General features: G+C 53.5%; 10 protein-coding genes. 7 read left to right on the forward strand and 3 right to left on the reverse strand.

Annotated elements, in window-relative coordinates:
• Positions 1 to 2 precede the first annotated feature (2 nt).
• The 3 genes from ABEA14_RS04255 to ABEA14_RS04265 form a co-directional block, all read right to left on the reverse strand.
• Positions 3 to 1,553, reverse strand: a complete 1,551-nt coding sequence (locus ABEA14_RS04255; RefSeq protein WP_377776203.1) for a carboxyl transferase domain-containing protein — start codon at positions 1,551 to 1,553, stop codon at positions 3 to 5.
• Between the two features lie 229 nt (positions 1,554 to 1,782).
• Positions 1,783 to 2,952: an isovaleryl-CoA dehydrogenase gene (locus ABEA14_RS04260; protein WP_345338622.1), complete on the reverse strand. Its 1,170-nt coding sequence runs from the start codon at positions 2,950 to 2,952 to the stop codon at positions 1,783 to 1,785.
• Positions 2,953 to 3,007: 55 nt separating this feature from the next.
• Positions 3,008 to 3,409: a MerR family transcriptional regulator gene (locus tag ABEA14_RS04265; protein WP_345338623.1), complete on the reverse strand. Its 402-nt coding sequence runs from the start codon at positions 3,407 to 3,409 to the stop codon at positions 3,008 to 3,010.
• 488 nt (positions 3,410 to 3,897) lie between these two features.
• On the opposite strand from ABEA14_RS04265, the gene ABEA14_RS04270 reads away from it, so the two are divergent.
• From ABEA14_RS04270 to ABEA14_RS04300, 7 genes are all read left to right on the forward strand, one after another.
• The gene (locus tag ABEA14_RS04270; RefSeq protein WP_345338624.1) at positions 3,898 to 5,211 is read left to right on the forward strand and encodes a thiolase family protein; all 1,314 of its coding nucleotides are present in this window, start codon (positions 3,898 to 3,900) and stop codon (positions 5,209 to 5,211) included.
• A gap of 26 nt (positions 5,212 to 5,237) precedes the next feature.
• Complete coding sequence (locus ABEA14_RS04275; protein WP_345338626.1) at positions 5,238 to 6,740, forward strand: CoA-acylating methylmalonate-semialdehyde dehydrogenase; 1,503 nt, start codon at positions 5,238 to 5,240, stop codon at positions 6,738 to 6,740.
• Between the two features lie 56 nt (positions 6,741 to 6,796).
• Entirely contained in the window at positions 6,797 to 7,954 is a 1,158-nt protein-coding gene (locus ABEA14_RS04280; RefSeq protein WP_345338627.1) for an acyl-CoA dehydrogenase family protein, read from the forward strand.
• A gap of 46 nt (positions 7,955 to 8,000) precedes the next feature.
• A complete protein-coding gene (locus ABEA14_RS04285; protein WP_345338628.1) occupies positions 8,001 to 8,795 on the forward strand; it encodes an enoyl-CoA hydratase in 795 nt (264 codons plus the stop codon).
• Positions 8,796 to 8,820: 25 nt separating this feature from the next.
• Positions 8,821 to 10,005, forward strand: a complete 1,185-nt coding sequence (locus ABEA14_RS04290) for an enoyl-CoA hydratase/isomerase family protein (RefSeq protein ID WP_345338629.1) — start codon at positions 8,821 to 8,823, stop codon at positions 10,003 to 10,005.
• Between the two features lie 72 nt (positions 10,006 to 10,077).
• Positions 10,078 to 10,977, forward strand: a complete 900-nt coding sequence (mmsB, locus tag ABEA14_RS04295; protein ID WP_345338630.1) for a 3-hydroxyisobutyrate dehydrogenase — start codon at positions 10,078 to 10,080, stop codon at positions 10,975 to 10,977.
• A 38-nt stretch (positions 10,978 to 11,015) separates the two neighbouring features.
• Complete coding sequence (locus tag ABEA14_RS04300; protein WP_345338631.1) at positions 11,016 to 11,786, forward strand: SDR family oxidoreductase; 771 nt, start codon at positions 11,016 to 11,018, stop codon at positions 11,784 to 11,786.
• The last annotated feature ends 87 nt before the right edge of the window (positions 11,787 to 11,873 follow it).

Below are 11,873 nucleotides of genomic sequence, written 5' to 3' on the forward strand. Positions count from 1 at the left end.
TCTTACATGCGGAAGACGCCAAACTGTGTTTGCTGTTGTGGGGCATTCAATGCAGCGCTTAAGCCCAGGGCTAGCACTTCCCGGGTTCTGGCCGGATCGATAATGCCGTCATCCCATAACCTGGCGGATGCATAGTAGGGGTGACCCTGCTTCTCATATTGTTCCGCGATAGGAGCTTTGAAATGCTCGCGCTCGGCGTCGCTCCATTGCTCGCCACGTCGTTCTAACTGCTCATCCTTTACTGTGGCCATCACGTTGGCGGCTTGTTCTCCACCCATCACAGAGATGCGGGCGTTGGGCCACATCCACAGAAAGTTGGGATCGTAGCCGCGGCCGCACATGGCGTAGTTACCCGCGCCGTAACTGCCGCCAACAATAACCGTGAGTTTAGGCACCCTGGCGCAGGCCACCGCAGTTACCAGCTTGGCACCATGTTTGGCGATACCTTCAGCTTCGTAAGCCTGGCCGACCATAAAACCGGTAATGTTCTGCAGAAAAATCAACGGCACATTGCGTTGGCAGCAGAGCTGAATAAAGTGCGCGCCTTTTTGCGCCGATTCAGAAAACAGGATGCCGTTATTGGCGATGATGCCTACCGGCTGACCGTGTAGTCGGGCAAAGCCACATATCAGGGTTTCGCCGAACAGCGGCTTGAATTCGTCCAGCTCACTGTCGTCCACAACACGTGCGATCACTTCTCGAATATCAAAAGGCTTTTTCAGATCAGTGCCGACAATGCCGTACAGCTCGTTGGCATCGTATCTGGGCGGTTTAATCGGTTTGGTTTCACTCGAGCTCAAACCAGTTGGAGTTAAGTTGAGGTTTGCAACCGAGCGGCGAGCCAACTGCAGCGCATGTAGATCATCACGGGCATAACCATCAGCAACACCTGATTGCCGACAGTGCACATCGGCACCGCCTAAATCTTCCGCCGAGACGGTTTCGCCAGTTGCCGCTTTTACCAGTGGCGGACCGCCGAGAAAGATGGTGCCTTGGCCCGCCACCATAATGCTTTCGTCAGCCATGGCAGGTACATAAGCACCCCCGGCCGTGCAGGGGCCCATGACCACGGCAATTTGTGGTATGCCACGAGCAGACAGATTAGCTTGATTAAAGAAGATGCGACCAAAGTGATCGCGGTCTGGGAACACCTGGTCCTGCTGCGGCAGATTGGCACCACCGCTATCCACCAGATAGACACAGGGCAGATGACACTTGGCAGCGATCTCCTGAGCACGCAGGTGCTTTTTAACTGTCAGGGGGTAGTAGGTGCCACCTTTGACTGTCGCATCATTGGCGACAATCATGCATTCCACGCCCTCGATCCGACCGATACCCGCTACGACGCCAGCGCAGGGGATATTCTCTTCATATACCTGATAAGCGGCGAAAGGGGCGACTTCCAGAAATGGCGAGCCGGTGTCGAGTAGTTGATTGATTCTATCTCTCGCCAACAGTTTACCTTTGGACTGGTGGCGTTGACGGGATGCTTGATTGCCCCCCAATGCGATTTCTGCCTGCAGGGCATGCAGCTCATCCACCAGTGCACGCATATCCTCTACATTGCGCTTGTACTGGTCAGCATTGACCTGAACCTGACTACGAATGATCGCCAATGGCTTTTCCCCTCGACAAATGACTGTTAGCGCGAGAGAAGAAATTGGCGGGCTCTTGTTGTTTTTTTATGCCCGCCGCCTTCTCCCTGGATTGCCCTCCGACCCTGACTCAGCTAGTCGCTGAAAGTGACTGCCAAGCGTGTCAAAAGAGCGGGTGAGGATCTGCCTATGCAGACTCTCGAAACAATTCCCGGCCTATCAGCATCCGGCGTATTTCTGAAGTGCCAGCGCCAATCTCATACAATTTGGCATCTCGCAGCAGGCGGCCGGTTGGGTATTCATTGATATAGCCATTACCACCCAACAATTGGATCGCATCCAGCGCCGCTTTGGTGGCCATCTCCGCTGCCAGCAGGATCGCGCCAGCGGCATCTTTGCGCACTGATTCGCCACGATCACAGGCGGCCGCCACGGCATAAACATAGCTACGCGCGGCACTGAGTTGGGTGTACATGTCTGCCACCTTGCCCTGTACCAGTTGGAATTCCCCGATGGCTTGATTGAACTGTTTGCGTTCGTGGATGTAAGGCAGCACCACATCCAGACACGCCTGGGCAATGCCAAGTGGGCCAGCAGCGAGAACCGCGCGTTCGTAATCCAGTCCGCTCATCAAAACCTTCACCCCTTCGTTCAGGGGGCCGAGCAGATTTGCTTTGGGTACGTGGCAGTTCTGGAAAACAAGCTCACAGGTGTTGGAGCCGCGCATGCCCAGTTTGTCGAGCTTTTGCGCGGTGCTGAAACCCTCGAAGCTGCGTTCGATAATAAAAGCGCTGATCCCTTTCGGGCCGGCATCTGGCTGGGTTTTGGCGTAAACCACCAGCACATCGGCTTCCGGACCATTGGTGATCCACATTTTGCTGCCGTTAAGAATGAAGTGATCGCCTGCGTCTGTGGCCTGCAATGTCATGCTTACCACATCTGAACCTGCGCCGGGTTCGCTCATTGCCAGCGCACCCACATGCTCGCCTGAGCACAGCTTGGGCAAGTAGGTCTGTTTCTGTTGCTCTGAGCCGTTACGGAAAATCTGGTTAACACAAAGGTTGGAGTGGGCGCCGTAGCTGAGGCCAACAGAGGCGGATGCGCGACTGATCTGCTCCATGGCCAAGACATGTTCCAGGTAGCCCATGGCGGAGCCGCCATATTGCTCACTGACTGTGATGCCTAGCAGGCCCATATCACCGAGTTTGCGCCAAAGGGGCGTGGGGAATGCGTTGTCTCTGTCTATCTGTTCAGCGAGGGGGGCGATCTCAGCATCGGCAAATGCGCCAACCTGTTCTTTTAACATGCGGCCTGTTTCGGAAAGGCCGAGATCGAGTGCCTGGTATTGCTCTGTCATTACCACTCCGCTTTGCTGTCTTAGCAGTTCACGGCGTGGTTTAATGGCGCCGTGACTAGGTTTCTGCTGCCTTGTTTCGAACCGTTTCCAGTGCCTGTTCGCAGCGTTTTTCTGCTGCGCCCAATTCCATTAGCAGCACATTGATATCTTCCAACTGCTGGCGAAGTACGGCTCGTTTTTCCTCGATAAGCGCCAACATGGTTTCAAGCTGGGTCTCACTGGTGCGGTCGGCGTCGTACATGTCGAACAATCGCTTCGTTTCTGCCAGAGAGAAACCCAGACGTTTACCACGCAGTGTCAGTTTCAGACGTACTTTGTCCTGCTTACTGTAGATCCGGGTCTGACCGCGCCGCTTGGGTCTCAGCAGTCCCTGATCTTCGTAGAAGCGAATACTGCGCGTTGTAATATCAAATTCCTGCGCGAGTTCGCTGATGCTGTAAGTCTGTTGTTCCGACATAGAGTGCTCGTCGTGTTGTGAAATAACCTTAGAGTAAGTTTACGTCAACGTAAAGCGGTTGCTGTTTTTGCAAACTTACATTCTGCTGCAAAGCGCGTTGGTGCAGGCGTTTTCAGGAGATTTCAGATATGAGCTCTCGCTAAAAATGGCTGCCAACTGACGGTATAGTAACGAAAATGTTCCACGACTCAAAGCGCAGTTGTCTCAAATATCGAGGAAAGTAGCGGCCTGATTGGTTGTTTTGGCACCAAAATCTGACCGTCAACACAACTTGCCATTTTTCCTTTTATTGATTCAGGTCATTGCGGAAAACTTACTTGAAGTTTACGTCAACGTAAGCCTTAATGGAGGTGCAAGTAAGTGCTGCAATAACCAATAAGTCATCCCTTTACTTTGTGTTTAGTAAGCGTTCGGCGGTGCTCTGTGAGCACCGCCTTTTTTCTGGGAAGGCAGCACTTATCACGGTTAAAAAGGAGATAAGCGCAGTTATGTCGCAGTCAGTTCAAACCAGCAGTCATGGTATTTCCGATAATGACATTCTTATCTGTGCCGCAAAGCGCACGCCTCTTGGTGCTTATCTCGGTCAACAGTCAAGCTTGAGTGCGACCGATATGGCTGCCGCCGCGATCGCCGGGTGTTTTGAGCAGGCAGGTCTGGCGTTTACCTGCGACCAGTCAAGCTGTGAGACGCAAACAAAGGACAGCAGCACAAGCACTAACAGCAACACCAGCAACAGCGTAAACAAGAGTGACAATCTTCAGGTACCGCTTGATGGTGTTTATATAGGCTGCGTGTTACCTGCCGGATTAGGTCAGGCACCCGCGCGCCAGGCTTCGCTGTTCGCTGGGATCCCGCCCAGTGTGCCCTGTACCACGATCAATAAAGTCTGTGGCTCAGGCATGAAATCATTAATGCTGGCGGCAGACGAAATTGCCCTTGGCCGCGCCGATGCGCTGATCGCCGGAGGCATGGAGAGCATGAGCCGTGCGCCCTTTATGTTGCCGCAGGTGCGCCAGGGACAAAGGTTTGGTCATGGTGAGATGCTCGATCACCTTTATCTGGATGGTTTGGAAGATGCGTACAGCGGCAAACTGATGGGAACCTTTGCTGATGCCAGTGCGCTCAAGTTTGAGATCAGCCGTGAACAGATGGATACCTTTGCCGCGCGGTCGTTAGAGTTGGCGCAGGAGGCAAACAATTCAGGTGTTTTCGCTGACGAGATAGTGCCGCTGTCGGTTGCTCAGCGACATCAGGACGTTGAGATCACCAAAGATGAAGCGCCATTCAAAGCCAAGCCTGAAAAGATCCCTCACTTAAAGCCCGCATTTGGCCGAGATGGTCGTGTCACCGCGGCTAATGCGAGCTCAATGGCAGATGGTGCCGCTGCGATGTTGGTTACATCTGGGCGTTTTGCCAGAACCCACGGCCTGAAACCCCTCGCACGCGTGCTAGGGCATGCAACCCATGCTCAGCTTCCCGCTGAGTTCACTCAGGCACCTGTCGGTGCCATCTCCAAACTGCTGACGCAATTAGGCTGGGAAAGTAACACCCCGGACCTTTATGAAATCAACGAGGCGTTTGCCATGGTGACGCTGCTGGCTATCAAACAGTTGGGGTTGAACAGCAACAAGGTCAACGTGCGTGGAGGCGCTTGTGCTTTGGGGCATCCATTGGGTGCTACCGGAATGCGTATTTTGGTCACTCTGCTTTATGCCTTAAAGGCGCAGGGAGGCGGACGCGGGATCGCGTCTTTGTGTATTGGTGGCGGTGAAGCAACTGCCGTCGCAATCGAAACACTGTAGGTCAACAGAAGCGAGTGGAGCTAGAGATGCAACAGGTGAAGCAGTTAATCGCAGGACAGTGGCAACAGGGCATGGGTGAGGTAATGGCGGATGTCATCAATCCCGCCGATCAAAGTATCCTCGCCACCCAAAATGCTGCCAGCGAACAGCAGGTGGCAGAAGCGCTGGCGTCGGCTCAGCAAGCCGCCAACGAGTGGCGAGAAGTGCCTGCTCCTGAACGTGCCCGGTTAATGTTCAGCTTCCAGCATCTTTTAAAGCAGCACCATGACGAATTGGCGGAGCTGCTGGCGCAGGACACAGGTAAAACTTTCGCAGATGCGAAAGGGGATGTGTGGCGTGGTATCGAGGTTGTGGAACAAGCCTGTGGCATCGCTTCCAACCTGATGGGCGAAACCCTGGAAAACGCTGCCCGCGATATCGATTGCTACAGCTATACCCAGCCATTGGGTGTCTGCCTGGGGATCACACCGTTTAACTTCCCGGCAATGATACCTATGTGGATGTTTCCGCTGGCAACGGCCTGTGGTAACAGCTTTATTCTCAAACCATCAGAGCAGGACCCGCTAACGCCTAATCGCATTGCCGAACTGTTTATTGAAGCGGGTGCACCCGCCAATCTGCTGCAGGTACTGCACGGTGGCCCATCGCTGGTAGATCGCTTACTGGAAGCGCCGGAGATCAAAGCTGTCTCGTTTGTCGGCTCGGCCCATGTTGCCGAACATGTTTACCACAAGGGCACGCAACATAATAAGCGCGTGCAGGCATTCGCTGGCGCGAAGAATCATATGGTGGTGATGCCTGATGCTAACGCCAGTCAGGTGGTGAACGCTTTGGTGGGCTCTTCGGTGGGGGCAGCGGGTCAGCGGTGTATGGCAATCTCCGTTGCTGTGCTAGTGGGTGACGCCAAAGCCGTGATCCCTCAGCTTCAGGAGGAGATGGCCAAAGTCTCCCCCGGCCGCTGGAATGACCCAGATGCAGGCTATGGCCCGTTAATCAGTGAAGGTTCAAAAAAGCGAGTCGTTAACCTTATTCAGCAAGGTATAGATGAAGGCGCCAGCTGCCTGCTTGATGGCAGAGAGTGGCAGCCTGGCGAAAAACTGGCGGGTGCAGAGCAGGGCAATTGGCTTGGCCCAACCCTATTCAGCGATGTTTCTGAGTCCATGGCGATCTACCAACAGGAGATCTTTGGCCCAGTGTTACTGGTGATGACGGTAGGCAGTCTGGAAGATGCGTTGGCGCTGATAAACCGCAATCCATTTGGCAACGGTACCTCTATTTTTACCTCCAGCGGCGCGGCTGCCCGCCAGTTTCAGCATCAGGTCAGTGTTGGCCAGGTCGGTATCAATGTGCCTATCCCGGTGCCTTTGCCCTGTTTCTCATTTACTGGCTGGAAAGGCTCGTTTTTCGGTGACCTGCATGCCTATGGAAAACAGGCGGTGCGTTTCTATACCGAAACAAAAACTATCACCAGTCGCTGGTTTGAAGGTGATGTGGCCGGGGCACCGAATATGACCATTCACTTGAAGTAGAGGCGGGTATACAGGCCGTATAACCACAGTGAATTTGCAAACAGGAGATAGCTGTTTTGGATTTTGAACTAAGTGAAGAGCAGCGCGCCTTTGTTGATGCCGCTGCACAGTTCTCAAAAGAGATGCTTGCCCCCCATGCTGCCGATTGGGATCGCAACCATACCTTTCCTGTTGAGGTAATCAGAGCGGCTGGAGAGATGGGCTTCTGTGGCCTCTATTGCAAACCCGAACATGGCGGATTGGGATTGCCTCGTCTTGATGCCAGCCTGATCTTCGAACAACTAGCCAAAGGCTGCACCAGTACCACTGCCTATCTCACCATTCACAATATGGCCAGTTGGATGGTCAGCAACTGGGGCACCGATACCGCCTGTGATGAATGGGCTGCACAATTGACCTCCGGCCAAAAGTTGGCGTCCTACTGTTTGACTGAACCCAATGCGGGCAGTGATGCCGCAGCGTTAAAAACCCGCGCCGAAAAGGACGGCGACCATTACCTGATATCCGGTTCAAAAGTGTTTATCTCTGGCGCCGGTGACACTGACCTGTTGGTAGTGATGGCCAGAACCGGAGAAGAGGGTCCAAAAGGGATCTCTGCCTTTATGGTGCCAGCCGATGCTGACGGGATCAGTTATGGTCGTCGCGAGCCCAAAATGGGCTGGAACAGCCAGGCTACCCGCAGTGTGACTTTCGATAAAGTGAAAGTACCCGCCCACTACCTGCTGGCGAACGAGGGAGAGGGTTTTACCCTCGCCATGAAGGGACTGGATGGCGGCAGGATCAATATCGCTACCTGTTCACTGGGTACCGCCCAACAGGCCATTGAAGATGCCACGCAGTATCTGACTGAGCGTAAGCAGTTTGGCAAACCCCTGGCTCAATTTCAGGCATTGCAGTTTAGTTTGGCAGACATGACCACCGAGTTGGTCGCTGCCCGTCAGCTGGTGCGGTTGGCTGCATCTAAACTCGATAGTAAAGACAGCGATGCCACCACCTATGCGGCGATGGCGAAACGTTTTGCGACCGATGTTGGCTTTAAAGTGGTGGACGATGCTTTGCAGCTGTTCGGAGGCTACGGCTACATCAATGAGTATCCGCTGGAGCGCTACCTGCGAGACCTGCGTGTTCACCGAATATTGGAAGGCACCAATGAAATTATGCGCCTGATCATCAGTCGAAGAGCGCTGGCTGACGGTATGGCACCGCTGCTCTAGTTTGTGCTTATGCCTGCCATCAAATGAAGTTTGACGAGGTAAACAGATGAGTGAATCGATGACTGAGTATCCAGGATTAGATGTTGTTCGCGACGGGCATACCGTCGTTATCACCATGAACAATCCGCCCGCCAATACCTGGACGGTAGAAAGTCTGAATGGATTAAGCGAACTGTTGGTCGAGCTGACCCGTGACAGAGAGATTTATACGTTGGTGCTGACTGGCGCGGGCGAGAAATTCTTCTGTGCTGGTGCGGAGCTCAGCTTGTTCGCAGAGGGCGACGCCAAAGGCGCCTCTGTGATGGCAGATAGTTTTGGTCGCGCCTTTGAAGCCTTGTCTGAATTTCGCGGACTAACCATTGCGGCAATCAATGGTTACGCCATGGGTGGTGGTTTAGAAGTCGCGTTGGCGTGTGACTTACGTATTGCAGAACAAAGCGCGCAGATGGCATTGCCGGAAGCGACCGTTGGACTGCTTCCCTGTGCTGGCGGTACCCAGAATCTTCCCCATCTGGTGGGTGAAGGCTGGGCGAAACGCATGATACTGCTGGGCGAACGGGTAGATGCTGACACTGCCGAGAAAATAGGTTTAGTTGAGAGTGTGGTAGAAAATGGTACTGCGCTGACTGCTGCAAAGGCCTGGGCACAAAAAGCAACTAAACAGAGCCCGCTGTCGATAGAAGCCTGCAAACGTTTAATCCAAACATCACGAAAATCACCGCTCTGGCATGGTTTGTCCAAGGAGCGTGAGCTTTTTGTTGGCTTGTTCGGCACCGAAGATCAAAAAGAGGGCGTTCAGGCATTTTTGGACAAGCGTTCTCCAAGTTGGAAAAACCGATGATAAACATTGAGCCAAGGAAGTCGTTATGAGCAGTCCGGTAGAGCAAGCGATAGATCCCCTGTCAGAGGTAAACTGGCAACTATTGGCTGATGATTTGAAATCAGCCCTTATGCCGTTAGCCAACGGCAAACAACTGGGTGTACTGCGCCTGCACGCCCCCAGCAAACTCAATGCGCTTAGTCTGACCATGGTCAAAGGGATCGGAGAGCAACTGACTGCATGGGCTGACGATGATTCCGTGGTTGCCGTTTGGCTCGATGGCGAAGGTGAAAAAGCGTTTTGTGCGGGCGGTGATATCGTCGACATGTACCACGCCATGAAAGCCAGACCCAATCAGATCCAGAACGAAGTGCGTGACTTCTTCACCCTGGAGTACACCACAGATCACCAGATCCATACCTACAGCAAACCCATTGTCGTGTGGGGCGATGGCATTGTTATGGGCGGTGGCATTGGTCTGTTAGCTGGTGCGTCTCATCGTCTGGTAACCGAGCGTTCCCGGCTGGCGATGCCTGAGATCAGTATCGGCCTCTATCCCGATGTGGCTGGTACCTGGTTTCTGCCAAAAATGCCCAATAAAGCAGGATTGTTTCTCGGCCTGACAGGTGCGCAGATTAACGGTAGTGATGCGGTCTATTTAGGCATGGCAGATCATCGTATTGGCTCAGAGAATATGCACGCCTTGATGCACTGCTTAAGTGAGCTGCCATGGCAAGGTGATGCCAGCGATTTTGGCATGTTGTCAGCGTCCCTCGACAAACTCACATTGCCGTCGCAAGCGCCAGATCTGTCTCTGCCAATGGGGTATCTGGCCCATCAACAACAGGTCAGCCAACTGTGCCAGGGAGATAGTCTTGCCGATGTGGTAGAAGACATTCTTAAAACCCCTTGCGATGAAGATGAGGTGTGGCTGTCTCGCGCCAAAGCCAACTTAAAAGCGGGTAGTCCTGTCACCGCACATATTGTCTGGCAGGTGATGCAACAACCTCCGCACTCATTGGCAGATGCTTTTCGCCAGGAACTGGGCCTGTCGTGTCGCTGCGCCGAAAGTGGCGAGTTCGCCGAGGGTGTAAGGGCACTGCTGGTTGATAAAGACCGGGATCCGAAATGGCTCTACCCAGACATCAATGCGGTGCCACCCTCCGTGATTGAGCACTATTTTGATTCGCCATGGGCAGAGCAGCAGCACCCGCTGCGGGATCTGGCCTAATAAAGATATGCACTGTTTTTCAGGTGCTCAAACATCTGATGACAGTTATTCAAACATCGTCAGGAGTGAACTATGTCAGCAATAGGATTTATCGGTCTCGGCAATATGGGGCTGCCGATGGCAAAAAACCTACTGGCAGCAGGCCACCAGGTCACCGTTTTCGATCTTAATGCAGCTGCGATGGCCGAAGCCGAGCAGGCTGGGGCCAGGGTAGCCGAATCAGCGCAGGCGCTGGTGAAAGGGGAAGCGCTGGTGATCACCATGCTTCCTGGCGACCCCCAGGTGCTCAACTTGTATCTGTCAGGCGATCAGGGATTGCTGGCTCATGCTGATAAAAACACCCTGTTTGTGGATTGCTCCACTATCTCCGCCGAAGCCGCGAAACAGGTGTCCACAACGGCTAAAAGCATGGGCGTGAAGATGATTGATGCACCGGTGTCAGGTGGTGTCGCAGGTGCGGCAGCAGGCACGCTGACCTTTATGGTGGGCGGAGATGATGATGCCTTTGCTGTTGCATCGCCATATCTGGAAGCCATGGGTGCGAATATCTTCCATGCTGGTCAGGCGGTAGGCGCGGGTCAAATTGCCAAGGCGTGTAATAACATGCTGCTGGCGGCCCTGATGATAGGCACCAGTGAAGCACTACAACTTGGCGCAGATAACGGTCTGGATGTCGGTGTGCTTACCGACATTATCAAACAAAGCTCTGGCGATAACTGGGTACTGCATAAGTACCATCCGTGGCCAGAACAGATGCCGCAAGCGCCGGCCAGTAACAACTACAACCCCGGTTTTATGGTCAAACTGATGTCTAAAGATCTCGGTCTGGCAATGTCGGCTGCGCTGAAGAGCAACACGCCCACACCGCTAGGGGCCATGGCACGAAATATCTATCGGCAGCATGAGCTGTCAGGCTGGAGCGAGCGTGATTTCTCCAGCATTCTCACCACGCTCAAAGCAAAACAGCAGTAACCGTCGCATTTTTAGTATGAGTATAAGGAGAGTGCGCAATGCAGATTGAAGGTAAAGTCGCAGTGATCACCGGAGCGGGCAGTGGGCTTGGCAAAGCGACTGCAACCCTGCTTGCCAAACATGGCGCCCACTTGGCGCTCATCGATGCTGACGGCGACAAGCTCAGTGATGTTGCCGAGTTTATTGGCGGTCAGATGCAAGCGGACAGACAGTGCCGTTGCTATCCATTGGATGTGACCGACGAGCACGCTGTCGAGCATTGCTTTGAAAGCATTGCGAGTGATTTCGGCAGCCTGAATATCTTGATCAACAGCGCTGGTATTATGCGGGATGGCATGTTGATCAAAGCTAAAGATGGCGAAATACAGGACAAGATGTCGTTGGCGCAATTTAATGCCGTGGTGCAGGTGAATCTTGCCGGTACCTTTTTGTGTGGCCGTGAAGCTTCAATTCAGATGGTAAATACCCAATCTCAAGGGGTGATTATCAATCTTGCCAGCGTCAGTCGCGCCGGTAACGTTGGCCAAAGCAACTACTCCGCTGCCAAAGCCGGCGTTAGCGCTATGACGGTGACCTGGGCCAAAGAGCTTTCACGCCATAATATTCGTGCCGCTGCCATTGCGCCGGGCGTATTTGAAACGCCAATGACTGCCGTAATGAAACCCGAAGCGATGGAGCGACTAGCCAAAGCGATCCCTGCCGGCAGGTTAGGGCAGGCGGAAGAGATCGCCCACACGGTGAAGTTTATCGTTGAGAACGATTACTTTACTGGCCGAGTGCTTGAACTGGATGGCGGGATCAGGGTTTAGCGCAATCTAGATAAGAGTCATTTCGACTAAAAAAAGGCGGTTAATGCATCTGCAAAACCGCCCTTTATTGTTGTTCAACTGACCAGC

The sequence above is a fragment of the Corallincola platygyrae genome (genome assembly GCF_039544265.1).
Classification (GTDB): domain Bacteria; phylum Pseudomonadota; class Gammaproteobacteria; order Enterobacterales; family Neiellaceae; genus Corallincola; species Corallincola platygyrae.

Bases quoted from the DNA above. Each gene is read 5' to 3' on its own strand.
- ABEA14_RS04260 (WP_345338622.1), bottom strand. From the start codon at position 2,952: ATGACAGAGCAATACCAGGCACTCGATCTCGGCCTTTCCGAAACAGGC.
- mmsB (WP_345338630.1), top strand. From the start codon at position 10,078: ATGTCAGCAATAGGATTTATCGGTCTCGGCAATATGGGGCTGCCGATG.
- ABEA14_RS04270 (WP_345338624.1), top strand. From the start codon at position 3,898: ATGTCGCAGTCAGTTCAAACCAGCAGTCATGGTATTTCCGATAATGAC.
- ABEA14_RS04275 (WP_345338626.1), top strand. From the start codon at position 5,238: ATGCAACAGGTGAAGCAGTTAATCGCAGGACAGTGGCAACAGGGCATG.
- ABEA14_RS04255 (WP_377776203.1), bottom strand. From the start codon at position 1,553: ATGCGTGCACTGGTGGATGAGCTGCATGCCCTGCAGGCAGAAATCGCA.
- ABEA14_RS04290 (WP_345338629.1), top strand. From the start codon at position 8,821: ATGAGCAGTCCGGTAGAGCAAGCGATAGATCCCCTGTCAGAGGTAAAC.
- ABEA14_RS04300 (WP_345338631.1), top strand. From the start codon at position 11,016: ATGCAGATTGAAGGTAAAGTCGCAGTGATCACCGGAGCGGGCAGTGGG.
- ABEA14_RS04265 (WP_345338623.1), bottom strand. From the start codon at position 3,409: ATGTCGGAACAACAGACTTACAGCATCAGCGAACTCGCGCAGGAATTT.
- ABEA14_RS04285 (WP_345338628.1), top strand. From the start codon at position 8,001: ATGAGTGAATCGATGACTGAGTATCCAGGATTAGATGTTGTTCGCGAC.